Here is a 21,486-nt window from a genome sequence, read left to right on the forward strand (position 1 = left end):
ATTCACCTCACACCACACGCACGGCGATTGGCGTCAGACCCTCTACGTTGCCGGTGATCACATCGCCTTTCACCACCGCGCCGACGCCTTCCGGCGTGCCGGTAAAAATCAGATCGCCTGGCTGCAGCTCAAAGAAGCCGGAAAGATAGCTGATGGTTTCATTGACCGACCAGATCAGGTGGCGAATATCGCTGCGCTGATGATCTTCCCCGTTAACCTGCAGCCAAATTCCGGCCTGGTTCACGTCCGCCGTATCCGCTTTGTGCAGCGGCGCAATCGGCGCGGAAAGGTCAAAAGCTTTACCAATCTCCCACGGACGGCCCATCTGGCGCATCTCCATCTGGCGATCGCGGCGGGTCATATCCAGCCCCGTGGCATAGCCCCAGATATACTCGTGGGCCTGCTCCAGCGGGATATCGCTTCCCTGTTTGCCAATCGCCACCACCAGCTCAATTTCATAGTGATAGTTATCGGTTTGCGTCGGATACGGCAGGTTCAGCGTTTCTCCCGCGGCGACGGGCACCACCGCATCGGCTGGCTTACAGAAGAAAAACGGCGGTTCACGATCCGGGTCAAAGCCCATTTCACGCGCGTGGGCGGCATAGTTGCGGCCCACGCAGTAAACGCGGCGCACCGGAAACTGCTCATCGCTGCCGACAACTGGAACGCTAATCGGGGCCTGGGGGGCAAAAACGTATTGAGTCATGATGGATTCCTTATTCTTCATTTTTAATAACGCGCTTCGCGGAACAGGCCGAGCGCTTCCTGCACGGGACGGTCCGAAAAGCTGAATAACACGGTATCTTCGGCAGAGTTAAAAGAGACGGCGTGCCAGGTCGGCACCACGAAGATATCTTTTGCCTGGAAAGTGAAGGTCTGTTCGCCAATGGTGACCTGGCCGCTACCTTCCACCACATGATAGATAGTGCTGTCGGTGGTTTTCGCCGCGCGTGAGGTAAACCCTTGCGGTAACAGCTGCAGGAAAGCGCCCATCGACGGCATCGGATAGCCGCCGGTAACCGGATTGACGTAGCGCATTTTATAGCCGTCCCACTCGTCGGCATCGCCCATTCGCGTCAGGTCGTGCAGCGCTTCGCGACTGCGGTCGTAACGATAGTTAAAGATGGGCGAAGAGTTACCCACCTGATGGCGCAGCGGCAACATATTGGCGGCGTAGCGCGGCAGGTAGTCTCCCTCTTTGCGGGTCACCGGCTGCTGATCTTCCGGGTAATCCTCAGCAAAAGCGCAGCCCAAATAGTTCACCAGCGGCAGGTCGAGACCATCGAGCCAGACCACCGGCTCATTGCCGGGGTTGCCGTGATCGTGCCAGCGCCACTGCGGAGTCAGAATAAAATCCCCGGCGCGCATGGCGGTGCGTTCGCCATCAACGGCGGTAAACGCCCCCTCGCCTTCCACGACAAAGCGCAGCGCCGACTGGTTGTGCCGATGGCTCGGCGCTACCTCTCCGGGCATGATCAGCTGTAAACCAGCATACAGCGATGAGGTAATCGATGACTGTCCGCGCAGCGCCGGGTTCTCCAGCACCAGCACGCGGCGTATCGCTTCTTTCGCGCCAATCAGCTCGCCGCTTTTCATCAGCAGCGGACGAATCTCCTGATAATTCCAGTAGGCCGGGGCGCAGGTGGCGTTCGGCGTTTTCGGCACCAGGTGGTGCAGGGATTCCCAAAGCGGCGTCAGGTTTTGCCCGGAAATATGCTGATAGTACTGCTGACGATCTTTATTGATTTCCATTGAAGATTGAGTCATGAGCGTTCTCCTTATTTATTCACGATGCCCGCAGAAGGCAACGCGGCAGGTACAGATGTTGGGTTGCGGACGGCAAGCGTCAGCAGGACAAGCATCACGGCGCTAACGACGGCCGGTACTGCGATAACAAAAAACAGGGTGTCAAAAGAGAAATTCATCGCCATCATCACGCCGCCGGAGAGCGAGCCAACGATGGCGCCGCAGCGGCCGACCGCGTTTGACCAGCTCACACCGGTCGCGCGGCTTTGGGTGGGATACAGAGTGGCGGTTAACGCATTGAGGCCGACCTGCGAACCGCTGATGCCAATCCCGGTGCCGAAAATCGCCAGCGCCATCAGCCACAGGCCGTTCTCGCTCAGGCCAATCATGACGATACACACCGCCCCCAGGCCGTAGCTCAGCGCCAGCACCCGATAGGGATTGAAGCGATCCATCAGCACGCCGAGCAGCAAGGCGCCGAAAGTACCGCCAATCTGGAAGGCGGCGGTGACCCACGAAGCGTGCTGTAAATCAATCCCCCGATGGTTAAGCAGCGTCGGCATCCAGCTGGAGAGCAGATAGATAATCAACAGGCTCATAAAGAACACCACCCATAACATTAAGGTGATGGCCAGCTGACGCCCGGCGAACAGCTGGCTGATGCTGCCCTTCGCCGCTGCGGCAGGCTCATCAAGCCAGAAATGGGTATCGGTATAGCGTTCGCCGGTTATTGCGCCAACGTTTTTGGCTATCACCGCTTGCGGGAGCTGGCGACGGATCTGCCAGCGCGGAGACTCGGGAAGCAGCGGTATCAGCGCCACCGCCAGCATCAACGGTAAAACGCCGCCGAGAACCAGAATGCCGTGCCAGCCAATCAGCGGGACCAGCTGCGCGCTGACCACGCCGCCGAACGCCGAGCCGAGTGTGAATCCACAAAACATCAGGGTCACCAGCGCCCCACGCCGCCGGGCAGGCAGATATTCCGAGGTCATGGTAATGGTATTAGGCATCGCGCCGCCGAGGCCGAGCCCGGTCAGGAAACGCAGGAACACCAGCATCTGTAGATCGGGGGCAAACGCGGAAAGCAGGCTGAACAGGCCGAATAGAGCGACGCAGAACTCAATTACCCGTTTACGGCCAAAGCGGTCGGAGAGCGGACCGCAGAGCAGCGCCCCGGCGGTCAGGCCCAGCAGCCCTGCGCCAAATAACGGCGCGAGGTCACCGGCGGTGAGCTGCCAATGACTACGGATATCCGGGGCGATGAAACCAATCGCCGCCGTATCGAAACCATCGAGCATGACCACCAGGAAACAGCAGATAATCACGCGCCATTGTCGGGCGCCGACCGGCGCGGCATTGAGTAGTTTTTGTAGTTCAAGTCGTTGAGTCATGGTTATGCCTCAGAGCAGGTAGGGAGGTAGATGTTGTATTTATTTCTTTTATGTTGCGATTTTGTAAGCATGGCAATGAAATGTACAATGGTATTTCGGGCATAGACATAACCTGGAGGTTATACCTAATGGTGAACTGGACGCAGAAACTCAAGCTGCATCATTTACAGATGCTGGTGGCGCTGGGGGAGCAAGGCAATCTCACGCAGGTAGCGAAAATGATTAACATTACTCAGCCCGCGCTCTCCAAATGGCTCGGCCAGTTTGAAGAGGAAGTCGGCATGACTTTGTTCGAACGCCATAGCAAAGGCCTGCGCCCGACCGAAGGCGGAAAGCTGCTGCTTCAGCACGCCCAGCGGCTGATTAACGATATGTCGCGTTCGCAGTATGAAATCGAGCGTTTTAAACAGGGCGGACAGGTGGGCAGCCTGATGATTGGCTGTTCGCCGGTGGCGACCGACTGCGTCTCACAGGCAATTCTCGAACTGCTCAAAGAGATGCCGACCCTGCACCTGAATATCGAAGAAAAGGTTATGACGCCGCTGCTTAACGATCTGCTCGCCGGCGTGGTTGATGTCGTTGTCGGACGCGTTGGCGGGCGGGCGCTGGAACTGCCGCTGAGCTACCGGGTGCTCTACACCGAACCGGTCTGCTTTGTCGCCCGCCCCGATCACCCGCTGGCCCAGAAACCGCAATTAAGCTGGGCCGACCTCTCCCCCTGGCGCTGGATTGTCTGGCCCACCGGCACGCCAATTCGCCTGAGCATCGACAACGCGCTGGTGGATAACGGCGTGATGCTGCCGGAGAATACTATCGAATCGGCCTCGATGAACGTGACCAGCAACCTGCTGCAGAGTAGCGATATGGTCTCAATTCTCTCCTTGCGCCTGGCGCAGCGCTACGCGGCCCAGCACCAGCTGGCGATTCTTAATTTGCCGCGCATTGAACAAAAAGGTAGCGTTGGGGTGTTCTGGCGAAAAAGTGAAACACCGTCGTTGGCGCTGAGCCGGTTTCTGCACTGCCTGTCGCTGCAATCTACACTCTGATAGCCGTCCGTTTTGCTGTTCCCCGTCTCTATTGCAGGTATGCGTAGAATTCATGATGTGATCGGTAGCACATTTTTGGCTTTAATTGTATGATGAATGCGGTTCATCAAGGGTTATTACCATGAGTAAATCACTGATTATTGTCTGGCAGTATCTGCGCGCTTTCGTGCTCATCTACGCCTGCCTGTATGCGGGCATTTTTCTCTCTTCGCTACTGCCGATCGCTATTCCCGGCAGCATTATTGGCATGCTGATTCTGTTTTTTCTGCTGGCGCTGCAGATCATGCCGCCACAGTGGGTCAACCCCGGCTGCAACATTCTGATTCGCTATATGGCGCTGCTATTTGTGCCTATCGGCGTCGGCGTCATGCAGTACTGGGATTTACTGCGCGCGCAGTTTGGCCCGGTGGTGGTTTCCTGCGCGATAAGCACGCTGGTCGTCTTTTTAGTCGTCAGCTGGAGTTCACACCTGGTTCACGGTGAGCGCAAAGTGGTTGGACAAAAAGGAAGTGAAGAATGATCCATGAAATCTGGTGGTCGCTGCCGCTAACCCTGGCCGTCTTTTTCCTTGCCCGCAGGCTGGCGGCGCGGTTTAAATTTCCGCTGCTCAACCCGCTGCTGGTGGCGATGGTGGTGCTGATACCTTTTCTGCTGATTACCGGCATCTCCTACGAGCGCTATTTCCTCGGCAGCAAAATTCTTAACGACCTGCTGCAGCCGGCGGTGGTGGCGTTGGCCTTTCCTTTGTATGAGCAGCTGCACCAAATCCGCGCCCGCTGGAAGTCAATCATCACCATCTGCTTTATCGGCAGCGTGGTGGCGATGGTCACCGGCACTACCGTTGCCCTGATGATGGGCGCAACCCCGCAGATTGCCGCCTCTATTTTGCCGAAATCGGTGACGACGCCGATTGCCATGGCGGTGAGCAGCAGCATTGGCGGGATCCCGGCGATCAGCGCGGTGTGCGTGATTTTCGTCGGCATTCTCGGCGCGGTCTTTGGCCACACCCTGCTGAATGTGATGCGCATCCGCACCAAAGCCTCGCGCGGGCTGTCGATGGGCACCGCATCCCACGCCCTGGGGACCGCCCGTTGCGCTGAACTCGACTATCAGGAAGGGGCATTCAGCTCGCTGGCGCTGGTGCTTTGCGGGATCATTACCTCGCTGGTCGCGCCGTTCTTATTTCCGCTTATTTTAGCTGTTGTTGGATAATTGTGATTTGAATCACATTTTTAAATGCAACACGAATTAGTTGCAATGACAATGAGATGTTTATCACATATACAGGCTGTCACCCCCCGTACACTAGATTTCCATTACATTGTTATGAGGCAACGCCATGCACCCACGTTTTCAAGCTGTTCTTCCCCAACTGGCGGCGGACCTGCAAGCGGCCATCGCCCCGATGCTGGCCGATCGGCATTTCCCGGCCCTGCTGAATGCAGACCAGGTTGCGGCGCTGCAAAGCGCAACGGGGCTGGATGAAGACGCGCTGGCCTTTGCTTTGCTGCCGCTGGCGGCGGCCTGCGCGAGGGCCGATCTGTCGCATTTTAACGTCGGCGCGATTGCCCGCGGCATCAGCGGTACCTGGTACTTCGGCGGAAATATGGAATTTCTCGGCGCCACCATGCAGCAAACCGTGCACGCCGAACAAAGCGCCATCAGCCATGCCTGGCTGCGCGGCGAAAAATCCCTGCGGGCGATTACCGTTAACTACACTCCCTGCGGCCACTGCCGACAGTTTATGAACGAGCTGAACAGCGGCCTGGCGCTGCGCATCCACCTCCCCGGTCGCGAGGCGCATTCGCTGCAGCACTATTTGCCGGACGCTTTCGGCCCGAAAGATCTGGACATTAAAATACTGCTGATGGATGAGCAGGACCACGGCTTCCCGCTCAGTGGCGACGCGCTGGCTCAGGCGGCGATTCAGGCGGCCAACCGTTGCCACATGCCTTACAGCAATTCGCCATCCGGCGTTGCGCTGGAGCTGAAAGACGGTACCCTTCTCACCGGCAGCTATGCCGAGAACGCCGCTTTTAACCCGACGCTGCCTCCGCTACAGGGCGCGCTAAATCTACTGAGCCTCAATGGATACGATTACCCGGATATCCAGCGCGCGATTCTGGCCGAGAAGGCCGATGCGACGCTAATTCAGTGGGACGCCACCGCGGCGACGCTAAAGGCGCTGGGCTGCCATAATATCGATCGCGTACTGTTAGGTTAGTCACATTCTGCGGGCCAAACGGCCCGCACTGTTGAAAATCCCCGCAATTAAACGACGGTTTCTTGCGCTTGCCCGACGGGTAAAGTAGCCTGAAGCTTCCCTCATCCACTATTGAGCCAGGTTCATGTTAAAGCGTGTGTTATACAGCCTGTTAGTCCTGTTCGGCTTGCTGCTGTTAACCGTGCTGGGTCTCGACCGCTGGATGAGCTGGAAAACCTCTCCCTATATTTACGATGAGCTACAGGACCTGCCCTACCGCCAGGTCGGCGTCGTGCTCGGTACCGCCAAGTACTACCGTACCGGGGTTATCAACCAATATTATCGTTACCGGATTCAGGGCGCGCTGAACGCCTACAACAGCGGCAAAGTGAACTATCTGCTGCTCAGCGGCGATAACGCGCTGCAAAGCTATAACGAGCCGATGACCATGCGCCGCGATTTGATCAAAGCCGGCGTCGATCCGGCGGATATCGTGCTGGACTATGCGGGTTTTCGTACCCTTGATTCGATTGTTCGCACCCGTAAAGTCTTCGATACGAACGACTTTATTATCATTACCCAACGCTTCCATTGCGAGCGGGCGCTGTTTATTGCCCTGCATATGGGGATTCAGGCGCAGTGCTACGCGGTACCGTCGCCAAAAGATATGTGGAGCGTTCGCCTGCGCGAGTTCGGCGCCCGCTTCGGCGCGCTGGCGGATCTCTATATTTTTAAACGCGAGCCGCGCTTTTTAGGCCCGCTGATCCCCATCCCCGCGCAGCAGGAAGTTCCCGACGGCGCGCAGTCCTATCCTGCGGTCACGCCCCAGCAGCTGCTGGAGCTGCAGAAAAAAGAGAAGTAGCCTCGTTATCTGGCAAAGACGGCTTCCTGATAAGCAATAAATGGCCGATGCAAAGGCGCGCATCGGCCATCTATTGAGGACGCTATTGCAAATCTTTACCGTATTTAGGAGAGCGAGGGCCGTACAACATACCCGCCGGCGCGGCAGGCGTAAGCAGGCGCGCATCGGCAATACCCGCAACCTTATAGCTTCTGTCGGTCATGGTGTTGACTATCTGGTCAACGGCAGCCTGGATAAGCATGCCTAAAAGCGAACCGCCGCTGCTGTCACCTTCGCTGCTGGAAGCTACCGCGCTGCCTTTCCATAATAGTTTCCCGTTACGAATATCCACCAGTTCACCGGAAACGGCGACACGCGTATCGCTATTGATAACCTGATACGATGTCCCATATTCCGTGACCTTAAGATAGAGCACAGCGTCGGCGCCAAAAATTTCTCTTAGCTTTTGATGGCTGACACCGTGCATTTCTTCACCATTCACGACGCCATTTTGTTTAAAGGTGTTCTCAACGACGGCAACAGGGAAAACATAATATCCCGCCTCGGCAAGCGGCAGCGTGACCTGCGAAAGTACCCCATAGCCCGCTTTAACGTCCGGTGATTCGTTTTTCGGCAGCAGGACCAGAATACTCTTCGGTTTACTCTGCCTGAATGCCGTGTAGTCATAGGATTTTTTCGGTGCGCAACCGCTCAACAACAGGGTCACTAATAAACCTGCGCATAATACATATAACTTTTTCATGCTTTGCCTCCCTGCATTTTCTTCAACAGAAAATCCATAAACTGGCTGGATTCAGGAAACAGCCGTTTCTCCTGTTCAAATTCTGTTTTTGCCAATTCCGGATGACCGGTATCGATATATAACATCCCCAGATGCGCATGCAGTCCCGGAGGAACAGGAAGGGCCTGCGCCCGCGCTTTTTCAATATCTTTTTTTAATGCTTCGATTTGCTCTTGTGGCCCCATATCCAGCGCGTAATACTCATAAACCACAGGCTGATATTCATTCCAGCTATAGAGAGGTTTGGGGCTTGTCGCACAACCGCTTATCACCGCCACGGCGAGCAGAATGAAAACAGAACGAATAATATTCATTTTTAACATCCATATTATGATTTAACGCGACATTTCACCGTGCGCACACGGGAAATGTCGAAATCAGAACGATTATTTAGCCGGTGTCCACGCACCGCTTTCGATACCTGCAACCAGATTATTTACGGCTTCGCGGATAGCGAGATCCAACACTTTTCCGTTTAGCGTGGAGTCATAGCTGGCGGTACCGCCGAATCCGATCACTTCGCGGTTAGAAAGCTCAAACTCCCCGGCACCCTGCGATGAAAAAACGACTTCGGATGTCTGGACATTTACGATATTCAGATTCACTTTGGCATAGGCAATTTGGCTCTTCCCTCTTCCCAGGATGCCAAATAACTGATGGTCCCCGACTTCCTTGCGCCCAAATTCGGTCACGTCGCCCGTCACCACATAATCAGCGCCCTTCAGCGTCTGGCTGGTTCCTTTTATACTGGCTTCATTCTGCAACTCGGCCATATTACTCCGATCGAGAACATTGAATCGCCCGGTTTGTTGCAAATGTGTTATGAGAATTGTTTTTGACTGATTACCCAAACGATCGACGCCATCAGAAAATACGCCGTTCATATAGCTGGAGCGGTTATCAAACTTACCCACTGAAATTGGGCTGCGAGCGCCGTGGTAAGGCGTATTCCAGGTCGTCACCTTGGCGACTTCAAGAGAGCGGGATGATTCTTTTGCGCAGCCGCTCAATAAAAAGAGGCTTGCGAAGCCTATCGCGGCAATCATTTTCTTTAACATTGTATGGTTCCTTTCCATCATCAAAAAGCAAATGAGCATAATATCCGTAGTTGGCGGAAAGATATATAAATATATGTTTACATCTTGACAAACTCATTAATTCATTCGTGATATGAAAAGACTAATAGCTATTTATTCAGCAATATCGATTTTCGTGAGCCAGACCCGCGCAAAATAAAAAAGCTGCCCGAAGGCAGCTTTTATCAACAGAGGAACTTACTTCTTCCGCGCATACTTCAGCGAATCCAGCGCCACGGCGAAGATGATAATCGCCCCTTTGATAATGTACTGCCAGTACGGGTTCACGCCGATATAGGTCAGACCGTAGTTGATGACGGTGAAGATAATCACCCCAGTCACCACGCCGAACACGGTGCCGACCCCGCCGCTGAACGATACGCCGCCGACCACGCAGGCGGCAATGGCATCCAGTTCATACATAAAGCCAAGGTTATTGGTCGCCGAACCGATGCGTCCGGCTTCCAGCAGGCCGCCGAAGGCGTAGAACACGCCGGAGAGCGCATAAATCATCAGCAGGTTCAGAGCGACGTTGACGCCGGAAACCTTCGCCGCTTCCGGGTTACCGCCGATAGCAAAAATGTTTTTACCAAAGCGGGTTTTGTTCCACAGGATCCATACGAAGAACACCGCAATCAGCGCATAGAAGGTAATATACGACAGGCGGAATGAGCCCAGCGCCACGAACCCCTGGGCAAACTGCGAGAAGTGGCTATCGAAGCCGGAAATCGGCGACGCGCCAACAAAGTCGTAATACAGGGAGTTGATACCGTAAACGATGATCATCGTGCCAAGAGTGGTGATAAACGGCGTCACGTTCAGGTAAGCGATAATAATACCGTTGATAAGACCAATGACCGCGCCGATCGCGCACACCAGCAGGATAACCAGCGGGATCGGCATCGTAGCCATCTCCGGGAACACCTTATTGGCATTGTCCACCGCCTGCAGCATCGTGGCGGCGATAACCGCCGCGAGACCGACCTGACGTCCGGCTGAAAGGTCGGTACCCTGAGTGACAATAAGTCCGGCCACGCCGAGCGCGATAATAATACGCACCGAAGACTGGGTCAGAATATTACTTAAGTTCAGCAAACTTAAGAATGTCGGATCCTGGAAAATAATAATAGCCAGCAATACTAAAAGAACCACGTAAATCCCACCTTCTTTCAAATAGGTGAGAAAACTCTTTTTATTTAACGCACTCATGAGGAGCCCCTGATCTTAAAGGTGCAACGACGCAAGACGGAGAATTTCGTTTTGCGTGGTGGTTTTAGTCTCAACAATTCCGGCAACAAGACCATTGCTCATTACCAGAATACGGTCAGTAATACCCAGCAGCTCCGGCATCTCGGAGGAAATAATAATGATCCCTTTGTCTTTTTTTGCCAGCTCGGCGATCAGCTGATAAATTTCGAACTTTGCCCCAACGTCAATCCCACGCGTGGGTTCATCGAGCATCAGAATTTCCGGCTGGGTTAATAGCCAGCGACCGATAATCACTTTTTGTTGGTTACCACCGGACAACGAACCAATTTGCGTGTGCTGCCCTGGGGTTTTCACGCGCATCGAATCAATCACCCATTGGGTATCGCTTTTCATGCGTGAATTATCCAGCAATCCGACCTTATTCTTGTATTTCTTAATATTGGAGATCAGCGAGTTAAAACCGATATCCAGGTAGGCATAAATTCCCGTCGAGCGTCGCTCTTCGGTCACCAGGGCAAAGCCGTGGTTGATGGCTTCATTGGCGCTATGATTATTAATCTTCTTACCGTGCAACCTGATCGTCCCACCGGCCTTCTCGCGAATACCAAATAACGTCTCGACGATATCGGTACGTTTCGCGCCAACCAGTCCGGCAATACCCAGGATTTCGCCTTTGTGCAGATCGAAAGAGACATCGCGAATCGACGGCTGGCGCAATGAGGTTAAATTGCGCACCTCGAGAATCACCTCACCCGGCTTATTTTCTTTGTTCGGAAAGCGCTGATTGAGGGAGCGACCGACCATCATCGCGATAATCTTATCCATATCAAGCCCTTCCAACGGCTGAGTGGCGATCCACTGGCCGTCGCGCAGGATGGTAATTTCATCGCACAGCTGAAAGATCTCTTCCATTTTGTGGGAAATATAGACTATACCGCAGCCGCGCTCTTTTAGCTTACGGATAATTTTAAACAGATGGTTGACCTCTTTTTCGGTTAACGAAGAGGTCGGCTCATCCATAATGACAATTTTGGCGTTATAGGAAAATGCCTTCGCAATTTCAATCATCTGCATTTGCGATACCGATAGTGTACCGACGCGAGCGCGTGGGTCGATATCAATATCCAGCTCATCGAAAATCGCTTTGGTATCACGATACATTTTGTCCTGATCGACAAACACGCCTTTGGTGGGATAACGTCCCAACCACATGTTGTCCATCACCGAACGTTGTAAGACCAGGTTTAATTCCTGATGAACCATTGAAATACCGTTTTCCAGGGCTTCTTTAGCCGAATGGAAATCGATCTCTTGCCCCTGAAAAAGAATACTGCCGGAATCTTTTTGGTAGATCCCAAATAGGCATTTTAATAATGTTGATTTGCCCGCGCCGTTCTCCCCCATTAAGGCGTGAATAGAGTGGGGACGAACCTTGAGGTTCACATTATCGAGAGCCTTGACGCCAGGAAACGATTTGTTGATGTTGGTCATTTCCAACAAATATTCGCCTGACCGTTCGCTATTATTGCTGACCATAGTTATACCTGGCTGCGTGCGTGCATACCCCAGCCGACGAATTAACGACGAACAGGGACGGGTTCTGTATCAGGAATAATCGGGCGTACAGCGCGCACGCCCGCAGCTTATTAAGCTATTACTTACCGATAAATTCACTCAGATTGTCTTTATCAACGCCCACGTACGGTACGCGGACAATCTTATTTTCAATTTTCCAGTTAGTGCCGGCAGCCGGTTCTTTGCCATCGGCGAGATTTTTCGCCAGATCGAAGGTGGCTTTCGCCTGGTTGTTGGCATCGTTCAGTACGGTACCCGCCATAGCGCCGGATTTAACCAACGCTAACGCTTCCGGCAGCGCATCGACGCCGAATACCGGGATGCTGCTCTTATTGTGGGCCTTCAGCGCTTCTACCGCGCCCATCGCCATCGCATCGTTGTTAGCGATAACGACTTCAATTTTGTTGGCGTTCGGGCCAGACAGCCAGGCATCCATCTTATCTTTCGCCTGAGCGGTGTCCCACATGGCGGTGTCTAACGCCAGCTGCTGGGTTTTGAAGCCCTTGTCGTTCAGCTCTTTAATCACATAGGTAGTACGCGCTTCCGCATCTGGATGGCCCGGCTCGCCTTTCAGCAGGACAAACTGAATCTGGCCATCTTTATTCAGATCCCAGTTCGGGTTCGCTTTCCAGTGCTTGGCAATCAGGTCACCCTGAATCACGCCGGACTCTTTTGAATCGGTACCGACGTAGTACGCTTTATCGTAGCTATCCAGCGCCTTACGGGATGGCTCTTTGTTAAAGAATACCACCGGCACGTTCTGGCTACGGGCTTTATCGATGACCGTCCCCGCCGCCGCCGGGTCAACCAGGTTAATCGCCAGCGCCTTCACGCCTTTTGCCAGCAGTACGTCAATCTGATCGTTCTGCTTGGACTGATCGTTTTGCGAGTCATTCATGAGCAGCTGAACATCCGGCGCCGATTTGCCGTCTTTCTCAATTGCCTTACGCACCACCGACATAAAGTTGTCGTCGTATTTATAGATCGTCACGCCGATACGCGTATCTGCTGCGTGCGCCGCGGCGCCGAATAACATGCTGGCCATTACAGCAGACAGGGTTAACACCTTCTTATTCATGGAATCTCCGGTTTTATTATGCAGGGTCTTTGGTGTGAAAATGGCTGGCGAGCGTTACATTAATGTTACTGCACAGCGACATTCACGACTGTAATTCTGTCTTCCGTGTAGGGTACCGCTCCTGAAAAACGGCTTTATTCATCGTTTAACGCCGATTACTGCTGTAAAAGTGATTAATCACCGTGACATAGTATGTTCAGACTTGTAAACGCAGCAATCATAGTCAGCTTAATGTTAACAAACTGTGAAATCACTCACATATTGAAAGCGGTTACATCAGGCAGATAATTAGTTAGTGATCGGCCCCACAATTTGCCTCTGCGCCACCGAATGCCGGCGCACCAGCGTCGGCATAAAGCAGTGGCTGGCTTCACGATCCAGCTTCCCCGCCGCGCCCTGTAGCGCCAGCTCGGTCGCCAGTTTCGCCATCGACATAATCGGGTAGCGCACCGTCGTCAGCTGCGGGTCGGTGTAACGGGAAATGGGGATATCATCAAAACCGATCAGCGAGAGATGCTGCGGTACGGCAATGCCGTTATCTTTAAGCGTCGTGAGCGCGCCGGCCGCCATGCTGTCGTTATAGGCGAAGACCGCGGTCAGACCGAGGTTGCGCCCCAGCAGTTCGACCATCGCCGCCTCGCCGCCCTGCATATCCGGAGATCCGGATCCCACCCAGCTTTCGGGAGCGACAATGCCGTGTTCATGTAACGCCCTGAACCATCCTTCCCGCCGTAATTCATCATCTTCGATGCCGTGATTGGAAGAGAGGTAGCCGATGCGCTGGTGACCATGATTGAGCAGCATGCGGGTCGCCATCAGCGCGCCGCTGACGTTATCCAGCCCAACGCAGCGGTGGGCGTACCCCGGCACGATGCGGTTAATCAGCACCATTCCCGGCATATGCTCCATAAAATCCCCCAGCTCCGCGTCGCTCAGCGCCTTGGAATGGACGATCAGCGCTGAACAGCGCTGGCGAATCAGCACCTCAATGGCGTTACGCTCTTTTTCCGCTTCATGATAGCTATTGCCGATAAGCACATATTTCTGATGCTGCTGGGCGACGGTATCAACCGCTTTGACCAGCGCGCCAAAAAAGGCGTCCGACACGTCCATCACGACCACGCCGATGGTATCGCTGACCTGCGTCGCCAGCGCCTGCGCGTTGGCGTTCGGCCGATAGCCCAATAGCGTTACCGCCTTCATTACCGCTTCTCGCGTATCCGGGCTCACCAGCGCGCTGTTATTCAGCACGCGCGAAACCGTCGCAACGGAAACCCCCGCCTGGCGGGCGACATCACGAATGGTGATCATACTCACCAACCTGTAGAGCATTGCAGTACGTCACACTCACCTCCTGTGTTCAGCAAGGAGGCTATTCTGGCAGCGACGTGCGGTACGCTACGTGAGTGAGGTCACAGGGATGGAAACGGTTACATCCATTTTGTTAATGATTGTGATCCAGATCGTTATCTGGATGTATCTTTTAATGATGTCCCCGACGCACGCAGGGTGAATTGGCGCCATAGCCATTCAACGGGCCCCTGGCGGAAATGACGTAGCCAAAACCACGAGAAGAGAAGATTCACCGCCCATACGGGCGGCACGAAGGCTAACAGCTGTAAGCGGTCATACTTCATAAACAGGCCGAAGCGGTAAAATAGGGTGGTGCAAATGAGGGTCTGCAGCAGATAGTTGGTCAGCGCCATGCGCCCGACGCAGGCAATCGCCCCCACCAGACGAAACTTACACAGCTGCGGCCAGAAGCCCCAGGCCAGCGCCGCGTAGCCGATGGTTTGCAGCGGCGCGCTCAGCTCGCGCGGCGCCTGTAGCAAAAATGCGCACCAACGATAATCCCAGCCCAGATGCCACTGGGCGACGATAGAGGGCAAATTGACCGCCATTCCGGCGATAATCAGCAGCCCGCCGGTACGCCGGTAATGGTGAAGGCTGAACTGCCCTTTGAGCCAGCCGCTGCGCATTAGCGCGGCGCCCATCAGCATCATACCGGCCAGCTGCCAACCGTACTGCGCGCCCAGCGCCAGCAGATTATCCGACAGCATATCCGCGCGATTGCTCACCGCCTCAAAGCCGCCTTTTAGCTTCCAGTACTGCTCGTACTGCAAATTGGCCGCGTCCGGCACCCACGAACGATTGGGCGTATTGCCGGAAATCAATCCCAGCAGTAGCAGTACCGCCACGCCAATGACGTACAGCACCACGCCGGTATTAAACAGCGATTTGACATCGTGGGCGTCGCGCACCATTCGCCATCCCACCAGCCCTACCAGCGCATAAGCCAGCAGAATATCGCCGTCCCAGAAAAACAGACCGTGTATAAAGCCCAACAGCGCCAGCAGCGTCAGGCGCGACTGGATCCAACGCTTGCCGCGCGGCAGTAAAAGCTGAAGCCCGGCGCCAAACAGCAGGGCGAACAGGGTCAGGAATTTGACCTGCGCCAGCAGATCGAGAATCGCCCAGGTCCAGGCGTCGCTATCGGAGATGCTCCCGGACCACGCCGGGTTGAGGTAAGCGGCCTTCGGTAAACCGAAGGCGCTGATATTCAGTAGCAGGATACCGAGGATGGCGACGCCGCGGACAAAGTCCAGCGTGACATTTCTCTCCATGTACCCTGCTCCGTTTTAGTTGTGGTGACGTACGGCGCGCAGGAACTCCTGGCGGGTATTCTGGCTGGATTTAAACAGGCCGCCCAACGACGTGGTGGTGGTGGCGCTGGTCGCATCGCGAATGCCGCGCGCTTTCACACAGTAGTGCACCGCATCGATGGAAACCGCGACGTTGCTGGTTCCCAATAGCGTTTGCAGCGCGGTGAGGATCTGCTGCGTCAGTCGCTCCTGCACCTGCGGGCGCTGGGAGAAGAACTGCACGATGCGGTTAATTTTCGACAGGCCAATTACCGAATCTTTCGGGATATAGGCCACCGTCGCTTTGCCGTCGATCGTGACAAAATGGTGTTCGCAGGTGCTGGTCAGAGTGATATCGCGTACGGTCACCATTTCATCAACCTGCATCTTATTTTCGATGACGGTGATTTTAGGGAACCGGGCGTAGTCCAGGCCGGAGAAAATCTCATCGACGTACATTTTGGCGATGCGATGCGGAGTCTCCATCAGGCTGTCATCACTTAGATCAAGGTTTAACAGCTGCATAATCTCGGTCATGTGTCCGGCGATCAGACGCTTGCGAGTTTCATTATCAATTTCTTGTACTGGCGGACGCAGCGGCGTCTCCAGCCCACGAGCGACCAGCGCTTCATGAACGAGTATGGCTTCTTTACTCAGTGATGACATTTTTGTTCTCCTGCAGGTGTGGCGCTCTTTGCTCTTCTGAGGGCAAAGTTTGTATTCATTGTGCGTGAGGTGACGCACAGAATCCAGTAGCCGCATCGATAATTGTTGAAATTGGCGTCACCTCTCGTTCCACGCCGCCAGACCAGCGCACTACGATGCGTCACGCAACGCCCTGCTCACCTTGCCGCAACCAACCCAATCGCCGCCCCATAGCGCGACTCCTGCCGCTACGGCAAGGTCAGCATGTTGGTTAAAAGTTGCATTAATGATGCAATACGTTCCGAAAAGGAGGAAGTGAAAGTTACTCACGAGACCATGAAATATCTGTATTATGGAAAATTACGCCTGAGACACTTAAGGAGCCCTGCATGGAACTGCTCGAAGAGCACCGCTGTTTTGAAGGTCGGCAGCAACGCTGGCGGCACGACTCCGCAACGCTGAACTGCGCAATGACCTTCAGCATCTTTTTACCGCCCGCCAAAGCGGACGCGCCGCCGCCGGTTCTCTACTGGCTCTCCGGCCTGACCTGCAATGATGAAAACTTCACTACCAAAGCGGGCGCTCAGCGCGTCGCCGCCGAACTGGGCATTGCGCTGGTGATGCCGGACACCAGCCCGCGCGGTGATAATGTTGCCGACGATAGCGCTTACGATCTGGGTAAAGGCGCGGGCTTTTACCTCAATGCCACCCAGGCGCCGTGGTCAGCGCATTTCCGCATGTACGATTACCTTCGCGACGAGCTGCCGCAGCTGATTGCCCGCGAGTTCACTCTCAGCGATCGCTGCGCCATCAGCGGACACTCCATGGGCGGCCACGGCGCGCTGGTGATGGCGCTGAAGAATCCGGGCCGCTTCGTCAGCGTTTCCGCGTTCGCGCCTATCGTTAACCCGACCCAGGTTCCCTGGGGCAAAAAAGCCTTTACCGCCTATCTGGGAGCGGATGAAGCGGCCTGGCAGGCCTGGGACAGCTGCGCGTTAATGCAGGCCAGCAGCGAGTCAGATGCGATTCCAACCCTGATTGATCAGGGTGACAGCGATGCATTTCTTGCCGAGCAGCTGCAGCCGGCAGTACTGGCGGAAACCGCGCGGCAGAAAAGCTGGCCGTTAACCCTGCGCATTCAGCCCGGTTACGATCACAGCTACTACTTTATCGCCTCATTTATTGAGGACCACCTGCGCTTCCACGCCCGGTACCTCTTCGCCTGATCATCTCAATGCGTCGTGAAGCTCCTTCCCGGCGCATTGATGCTTTTCCGTCTGGCTTCACCCTGAGCGCCTTTTGCGAGGGCTGGCAGGTTTCCCCGCCAGCCCTCTTTTATCGCCCAGTTAGAAGCGGTAATCGACGGCCATAAAGTAGCGGCGGCCTTCTTCTGTATAGCTATAGTCGTCGCGGCTCAGATCCTTATCGCCAACGTTGAGTACCCCGGAGCGCAGCTTGACGTTTTTGGTGACGTTCCAGGCCGCGCCGATATCAAACATGGTGTAGCCGCCGGGCGTTTTGCCCGTCGCGCTGACCGAACGCTGTTCGCCGGTATAGTTGGCGGTGACGTAGAAGGACCAGTCGTCCAGAGGTTTCCAGTCGAGGGTACCGTTAGCGGTATGGAACGGCAGCGTTTGCAGCGGTTTATCGCCGCCGTTGCTCAGGTCGCGGCCATCGTTATAGGTGTAGTTAACCGTCAGCTTCCATTCGTCGCCGAACGGCACCTTCAATTCCGTTTCTACCCCTTTGATACGCGCCTTATTGACGTTGAAGTAGCGGAAGATCGGCACGCGTTTACCGTTCACCGTTTTCCAGCCGACAAAGTTCGGGTAGCCCGGCGCTTCGCTGGCGCTGGAGGTACGCAGGATATCGATCATATCGTCAACGTTATTCTGGAAGGTGGTGACGCTTCCTTCCACGCCGTCAAACCAGCCCTCTTCGCCGCGATAGTACAGGCCCAGCTCGAAGCTTTCGCTGGTTTCCGGTTTCAGATCCGGGTTACCGATAATGCTGCACGAGCCGCGGCAGGAGTTGGTGGTCCAGTCCGGGTTCAGCTGCAGCAGGGATGGCGCTTTAAATGCCGTCGCCCAGCCGCCCTTCACGGTCACGGTATCGGTGGCGTTATACACCAGATAAGCGCGCGGGCTCCAGTGATCGCCATAGGTCTGGTGATCGTCCATACGAATGCCGGTGGTCAAGGCCAGAGGTTCGATGATCCGCCATTCATCTTCGAGGAACAGCGCGTACTGGCTGGCGGAGGTGGATTGGCTGCCGCTGCTCAGATTGACCGGGTCTTTCAGCTTATCGTGACGCCATTCGCCGCCGAAGGTCAGCAGCTGGTTAATCATTCCCAACGGCAGAACGTATTTGCCGTCAACCGAGTTACTCTCAGAAGTGATGGTCCCGGCCTGACCCGGATTTTTATTATCCACTTTCTCGCCGTAAAATTTCAGCTCGCTATTGCCGACATCCCAGCGGCCGTTGTGGCTCAGGGAGTAGTTCTGGCGCTCGAGGCGGTTGCGGTCAAGAGAGTCGGAATCCCGATCCTGGCGATCAAACCCGTAGCCTGCGGTCATGTCCTGATTATCGGTTGGCGTCCAGGCGAATTCGACGTTGCCGTCGCGGCTGGTGAAGCCTTCAATACGCGGCGTTTCGCCCGCTGCGTTGCTGGAAGCCTGCTGATCGTCCTTGGCGCGCTTCGCCAGGCTGCCGTAGGCTTTCATCCCCAGCACGCCGTCAATCAGCGGGCCGCTGGTAAAGAACTGACCGTTGTACGTATCGCCGCGATCGCGGTGTTCCTGAAGAGTGGTGTCCGCGCTGAGGGTGCCGGTCCACTGCTGGCCGACTTTTTTGGTGATGATATTCACCACGCCGCCGAGGGCGTCGGAACCATAGAGTGAGGACATCGGCCCGCGCACGACTTCGATACGTTCGATGGCATCAACCGGGATCCAGTTGAGATCAAAATCGTTGTGGCGGAAAACGGCGTTGCGCGAGTTAACGCGTTTGCCGTCAACGAGGATCAGCGTATAGCCGCTGCTGAGGCCGCGAATGCTCACCCCTTTGCGGTTATCCCCTTCGTTGGTGAGCTGCACGCCCGGCACTTCCCGCAGGACATCCTTCAGGTTTTGTACCGGTCTACGCTGCAGATCCTGCTGGGTGATAACGCTAATACTGGCGGGCGCATCTTTGACGCTCTGTTCAGTTGCCGCAGCGGTGACGACCAGCGTTTCTTCATTGACGTCGGCGAGCGCCGGAAACGCCAGGGATACGACGGACGCGCATAATCCGGCCCGGACAAAAGGGTTTAGCCTGAACATTCCATATCTCCATGAGGTGTACAACAAAACAAACAAAAAGGTCCTGCTCACAGGTACTGTCGGCATAGCGCTCTAACGGCGTATGCGCGCAATTTTTTACAGTAGATGTGGCTGGTCGCCCCTTGTCAGTCTGACCCTCTGCAAGATACGGGGATTGGCTTCATCCTGAATTTGGCGGAAATGATAAAGATAATGATTACAGTTATCAATAAAATTATGGAGAAATGTGTCAATTTGTAAGGGCTGGGGACATAAAAAAACCCTCTTCATGAGAGGGTTTTATCTGACTATGCGAGCGCGGTTTAGCCTTTAAAGCGCTCCGGGAACTTCATTTCGCTGTAGCGTACAAAACGCGTCCCTTTCGCCAGCTTGTAACCGAACCAGATCACCAGGAACAGCGGAATACCGATATAGGTTGCCGCCACGCCGCCCCAGTCGATGGTATCTTTGAGGAACGCTTCGTAGTTCTGGCCTAGGGTAATGATCAGGCACAGCACGAAAGCGAAGATCGGCCCCAGTGGGAAGAAGCCTGAACGATACGGCAGGTCGTTGAGATCGTTCCCCTGCAGCACGTAGCCGCGACGGAAGCGATAGTGGCTGATAGCAATCCCCAGCCAGGCGATAAAACCGGTCATGCCGGAGGTATTCAGCAGCCACAGGTAAACGGTCTGATTACCGAACATCGAGCTCAGGAAGCACAGCCCTGCAATCACCGTGGTGGCATACAGCGCATTACGCGGCACGCCGCCTTTGGACAGCTTAGAGAAAATACGCGGCGCTTTGCCATCGCAGGCCAGAGTGTAGAGCATGCGGGTGGACGCGTACATCCCGGAGTTACCCGCCGACAGTACCGCCGTCAGGATAACCGCGTTCATAATCGCCGCTGCCGACAGCAGCCCCGCGTGCTGGAAGACCAGCGTGAACGGGCTAACGGAAATATCTTTAACGTCGTTACGCAGCAGGCTCGGATCGGTATACGGAATGATCAGGCTGATAATCAGAATCGCGAACACATAGAACAACAGGATACGCCAGAACACCTGCCGTACAGCGCGCGGAATATTCTTCTCCGGGTTTTCCGACTCGCCGGCCGCGATGCCGATAAGCTCGGTTCCCTGGAACGAAAAGCCGACAATCATCGCTACGCCAATCATCGCCGCAAAGCCACCGGCAAACGGCGCATCGTCGACGACCCAGTTGCTCCAGCCCGCAGGCTGTGCGCCGTTGAAGATGCCAAAGATCATCATCACGCCGACAATAATAAAGATGATGACGGTGGCGACTTTGATCAGCGAAAACCAGTATTCCGCTTCACCAAAGCCTTTTACCGAGATCCAGTTCAGCAGGAACATGATGCCGAGGAACAGCGCGCTCCAGACCCAGCCGGGCGCATCGGGGAACCAGTAGGTCATTACCAGCTGAGCGGCAACGAGGTCAACGGCGATGGTTACCGCCCAGTTGTACCAGTAGTTCCAGCCCAGGGCGAAACCAAAACCTTCCTCAACGTAATTTTGCCCGTAGGTCGCAAAAGAGCCGGACACCGGCATAAACGCCGCCAGCTCGCCGAGGCTGGTCATCAGGAAATAAACCATCAGGCCGATGAGAATATAAGAGAGCAGCGCCCCGCCAGGGCCCGCCTGAGAAATCGTTGCGCCAGAGGCAACAAAAAGACCTGTACCTATGGAACCGCCAATCGCGATCATGGTCAAGTGGCGCGCCTTCAGTTCACGACGTAAACCGGGCGCTTCTGTGGTTTTAGTATCCGAAACCATGTGAAAATGCTATCCATCCAAAAAACGAGGCGAGATTGTAGCAGAGTGTCTGTGATCCATCCGATACAATTGCAAAGTTATAAGAGAGCTTCATGATCGAGCATGGATTATTAGTAAAGCATGAAATCCCGGAAACGCCA

At 54.9% G+C, this 21,486-nt stretch carries 20 protein-coding genes; 6 read left to right on the top strand and 14 right to left on the bottom strand.

The window, feature by feature from the left end; translation table 11 throughout:
* Nucleotides 1-7 precede the first annotated feature (7 nt).
* The 3 genes from IYV58_RS18760 to IYV58_RS18770 are packed head-to-tail and all read right to left on the bottom strand — an operon-like array spanning nucleotide 8 to nucleotide 3,137.
* Complete coding sequence (locus IYV58_RS18760; RefSeq protein WP_004122838.1) at nucleotides 8-706, bottom strand: fumarylacetoacetate hydrolase family protein; 699 nt, start codon at nucleotides 704-706, stop codon at nucleotides 8-10.
* Between the two features lie 23 nt (nucleotides 707-729).
* Entirely contained in the window at nucleotides 730-1,767 is a 1,038-nt protein-coding gene (gene gtdA / locus IYV58_RS18765; RefSeq protein WP_004122841.1) for a gentisate 1,2-dioxygenase, read from the bottom strand.
* A gap of 11 nt (nucleotides 1,768-1,778) precedes the next feature.
* On the bottom strand, nucleotides 1,779-3,137 hold the full coding sequence (locus IYV58_RS18770; protein WP_004122843.1) for a 3-hydroxybenzoate transporter MhbT: 1,359 nt from the start codon (nucleotides 3,135-3,137) through the stop codon (nucleotides 1,779-1,781).
* A 128-nt stretch (nucleotides 3,138-3,265) separates the two neighbouring features.
* On the opposite strand from IYV58_RS18770, the gene IYV58_RS18775 reads away from it, so the two are divergent.
* The 5 genes from IYV58_RS18775 (at nucleotide 3,266) to sanA (ending at nucleotide 7,248) form a co-directional block, all read left to right on the top strand.
* Nucleotides 3,266-4,183, top strand: coding sequence for a LysR substrate-binding domain-containing protein (locus IYV58_RS18775; protein ID WP_004122848.1), 918 nt, complete (start codon nucleotides 3,266-3,268; stop codon nucleotides 4,181-4,183).
* A 121-nt stretch (nucleotides 4,184-4,304) separates the two neighbouring features.
* On the top strand, nucleotides 4,305-4,703 hold the full coding sequence (locus IYV58_RS18780; RefSeq protein WP_004122849.1) for a CidA/LrgA family protein: 399 nt from the start codon (nucleotides 4,305-4,307) through the stop codon (nucleotides 4,701-4,703).
* Nucleotides 4,700-5,395, top strand: coding sequence for a CidB/LrgB family autolysis modulator (locus tag IYV58_RS18785; protein WP_004122851.1), 696 nt, complete (start codon nucleotides 4,700-4,702; stop codon nucleotides 5,393-5,395). Before IYV58_RS18780 ends, IYV58_RS18785 begins: the two co-directional genes overlap by 4 nt.
* A 127-nt stretch (nucleotides 5,396-5,522) precedes the next feature.
* Nucleotides 5,523-6,407 (top strand): cytidine deaminase, encoded by an 885-nt coding sequence (gene cdd, locus IYV58_RS18790; RefSeq protein WP_195729191.1) that lies wholly within the window; start codon nucleotides 5,523-5,525, stop codon nucleotides 6,405-6,407.
* A gap of 124 nt (nucleotides 6,408-6,531) precedes the next feature.
* Complete coding sequence (gene sanA / locus IYV58_RS18795; protein ID WP_004122854.1) at nucleotides 6,532-7,248, top strand: outer membrane permeability protein SanA; 717 nt, start codon at nucleotides 6,532-6,534, stop codon at nucleotides 7,246-7,248.
* Nucleotides 7,249-7,330: 82 nt separating this feature from the next.
* Here the strand turns inward: sanA and IYV58_RS18800 are convergent, their stop codons facing one another.
* The 9 genes from IYV58_RS18800 to folE all read right to left on the bottom strand — a co-directional run bounded on the left by IYV58_RS18800 (nucleotide 7,331) and on the right by folE (nucleotide 16,275).
* Nucleotides 7,331-7,990 (bottom strand): DUF799 domain-containing protein, encoded by a 660-nt coding sequence (locus IYV58_RS18800; protein ID WP_049113998.1) that lies wholly within the window; start codon nucleotides 7,988-7,990, stop codon nucleotides 7,331-7,333.
* The gene (locus tag IYV58_RS18805; protein WP_004122858.1) at nucleotides 7,987-8,343 is read right to left on the bottom strand and encodes a DUF4810 domain-containing protein; all 357 of its coding nucleotides are present in this window, start codon (nucleotides 8,341-8,343) and stop codon (nucleotides 7,987-7,989) included. Before IYV58_RS18805 ends, IYV58_RS18800 begins: the two co-directional genes overlap by 4 nt.
* A 72-nt stretch (nucleotides 8,344-8,415) precedes the next feature.
* Nucleotides 8,416-9,087, bottom strand: a complete 672-nt coding sequence (locus IYV58_RS18810) for a CsgG/HfaB family protein (protein ID WP_087829132.1) — start codon at nucleotides 9,085-9,087, stop codon at nucleotides 8,416-8,418.
* Nucleotides 9,088-9,303: 216 nt separating this feature from the next.
* Nucleotides 9,304-10,314 (bottom strand): galactose/methyl galactoside ABC transporter permease MglC, encoded by a 1,011-nt coding sequence (gene mglC / locus IYV58_RS18815; protein ID WP_004122861.1) that lies wholly within the window; start codon nucleotides 10,312-10,314, stop codon nucleotides 9,304-9,306.
* Between the two features lie 15 nt (nucleotides 10,315-10,329).
* On the bottom strand, nucleotides 10,330-11,850 hold the full coding sequence (gene mglA, locus IYV58_RS18820) for a galactose/methyl galactoside ABC transporter ATP-binding protein MglA (RefSeq protein ID WP_004122862.1): 1,521 nt from the start codon (nucleotides 11,848-11,850) through the stop codon (nucleotides 10,330-10,332).
* Nucleotides 11,851-11,968: 118 nt separating this feature from the next.
* Nucleotides 11,969-12,967: a galactose/glucose ABC transporter substrate-binding protein MglB gene (gene mglB / locus IYV58_RS18825; RefSeq protein ID WP_004122863.1), complete on the bottom strand. Its 999-nt coding sequence runs from the start codon at nucleotides 12,965-12,967 to the stop codon at nucleotides 11,969-11,971.
* Nucleotides 12,968-13,255: 288 nt separating this feature from the next.
* Nucleotides 13,256-14,278 (bottom strand): HTH-type transcriptional regulator GalS, encoded by a 1,023-nt coding sequence (gene galS, locus IYV58_RS18830; protein WP_004122864.1) that lies wholly within the window; start codon nucleotides 14,276-14,278, stop codon nucleotides 13,256-13,258.
* Between the two features lie 155 nt (nucleotides 14,279-14,433).
* A complete protein-coding gene (gene yeiB / locus IYV58_RS18835) occupies nucleotides 14,434-15,591 on the bottom strand; it encodes a DUF418 domain-containing protein YeiB (RefSeq protein ID WP_004122865.1) in 1,158 nt (385 codons plus the stop codon).
* A gap of 15 nt (nucleotides 15,592-15,606) precedes the next feature.
* Entirely contained in the window at nucleotides 15,607-16,275 is a 669-nt protein-coding gene (folE, locus tag IYV58_RS18840; protein ID WP_004103895.1) for a GTP cyclohydrolase I FolE, read from the bottom strand.
* Between the two features lie 368 nt (nucleotides 16,276-16,643).
* On the opposite strand from folE, the gene fghA reads away from it, so the two are divergent.
* Nucleotides 16,644-17,480, top strand: coding sequence for an S-formylglutathione hydrolase (fghA, locus tag IYV58_RS18845; protein ID WP_004122866.1), 837 nt, complete (start codon nucleotides 16,644-16,646; stop codon nucleotides 17,478-17,480).
* 120 nt (nucleotides 17,481-17,600) lie between these two features.
* Here the strand turns inward: fghA and cirA are convergent, their stop codons facing one another.
* Both cirA and IYV58_RS18855 read right to left on the bottom strand, forming a co-directional pair.
* A complete protein-coding gene (cirA, locus tag IYV58_RS18850) occupies nucleotides 17,601-19,574 on the bottom strand; it encodes a catecholate siderophore receptor CirA (RefSeq protein WP_004122881.1) in 1,974 nt (657 codons plus the stop codon).
* A gap of 302 nt (nucleotides 19,575-19,876) precedes the next feature.
* On the bottom strand, nucleotides 19,877-21,346 hold the full coding sequence (locus IYV58_RS18855; protein ID WP_004122883.1) for an amino acid permease: 1,470 nt from the start codon (nucleotides 21,344-21,346) through the stop codon (nucleotides 19,877-19,879).
* Between the last annotated feature and the right edge of the window lie 140 nt (nucleotides 21,347-21,486).

Origin of the sequence: Klebsiella sp. BDA134-6, assembly GCF_015601345.1 — a bacterium.
GTDB classification, from domain to species: Bacteria; Pseudomonadota; Gammaproteobacteria; order Enterobacterales; family Enterobacteriaceae; genus Klebsiella; species Klebsiella grimontii.

What these genes read in the sequence shown, in the direction of transcription:
- cdd (WP_195729191.1), top strand. Translation starts at nt 5,523, where the DNA reads ATGCACCCACGTTTTCAAGCTGTTCTTCCCCAACTGGCGGCGGACCTG.
- cirA (WP_004122881.1), bottom strand. Translation starts at nt 19,574, where the DNA reads ATGTTCAGGCTAAACCCTTTTGTCCGGGCCGGATTATGCGCGTCCGTC.
- yeiB (WP_004122865.1), bottom strand. Translation starts at nt 15,591, where the DNA reads ATGGAGAGAAATGTCACGCTGGACTTTGTCCGCGGCGTCGCCATCCTC.
- IYV58_RS18760 (WP_004122838.1), bottom strand. Translation starts at nt 706, where the DNA reads ATGACTCAATACGTTTTTGCCCCCCAGGCCCCGATTAGCGTTCCAGTT.
- IYV58_RS18770 (WP_004122843.1), bottom strand. Translation starts at nt 3,137, where the DNA reads ATGACTCAACGACTTGAACTACAAAAACTACTCAATGCCGCGCCGGTC.
- fghA (WP_004122866.1), top strand. Translation starts at nt 16,644, where the DNA reads ATGGAACTGCTCGAAGAGCACCGCTGTTTTGAAGGTCGGCAGCAACGC.
- mglC (WP_004122861.1), bottom strand. Translation starts at nt 10,314, where the DNA reads ATGAGTGCGTTAAATAAAAAGAGTTTTCTCACCTATTTGAAAGAAGGT.
- IYV58_RS18855 (WP_004122883.1), bottom strand. Translation starts at nt 21,346, where the DNA reads ATGGTTTCGGATACTAAAACCACAGAAGCGCCCGGTTTACGTCGTGAA.
- sanA (WP_004122854.1), top strand. Translation starts at nt 6,532, where the DNA reads ATGTTAAAGCGTGTGTTATACAGCCTGTTAGTCCTGTTCGGCTTGCTG.
- folE (WP_004103895.1), bottom strand. Translation starts at nt 16,275, where the DNA reads ATGTCATCACTGAGTAAAGAAGCCATACTCGTTCATGAAGCGCTGGTC.
- IYV58_RS18810 (WP_087829132.1), bottom strand. Translation starts at nt 9,087, where the DNA reads ATGTTAAAGAAAATGATTGCCGCGATAGGCTTCGCAAGCCTCTTTTTA.
- IYV58_RS18800 (WP_049113998.1), bottom strand. Translation starts at nt 7,990, where the DNA reads ATGAAAAAGTTATATGTATTATGCGCAGGTTTATTAGTGACCCTGTTG.
- IYV58_RS18785 (WP_004122851.1), top strand. Translation starts at nt 4,700, where the DNA reads ATGATCCATGAAATCTGGTGGTCGCTGCCGCTAACCCTGGCCGTCTTT.
- galS (WP_004122864.1), bottom strand. Translation starts at nt 14,278, where the DNA reads ATGATCACCATTCGTGATGTCGCCCGCCAGGCGGGGGTTTCCGTTGCG.
- IYV58_RS18780 (WP_004122849.1), top strand. Translation starts at nt 4,305, where the DNA reads ATGAGTAAATCACTGATTATTGTCTGGCAGTATCTGCGCGCTTTCGTG.
- mglB (WP_004122863.1), bottom strand. Translation starts at nt 12,967, where the DNA reads ATGAATAAGAAGGTGTTAACCCTGTCTGCTGTAATGGCCAGCATGTTA.
- mglA (WP_004122862.1), bottom strand. Translation starts at nt 11,850, where the DNA reads ATGGTCAGCAATAATAGCGAACGGTCAGGCGAATATTTGTTGGAAATG.
- IYV58_RS18775 (WP_004122848.1), top strand. Translation starts at nt 3,266, where the DNA reads ATGGTGAACTGGACGCAGAAACTCAAGCTGCATCATTTACAGATGCTG.
- gtdA (WP_004122841.1), bottom strand. Translation starts at nt 1,767, where the DNA reads ATGACTCAATCTTCAATGGAAATCAATAAAGATCGTCAGCAGTACTAT.
- IYV58_RS18805 (WP_004122858.1), bottom strand. Translation starts at nt 8,343, where the DNA reads ATGAATATTATTCGTTCTGTTTTCATTCTGCTCGCCGTGGCGGTGATA.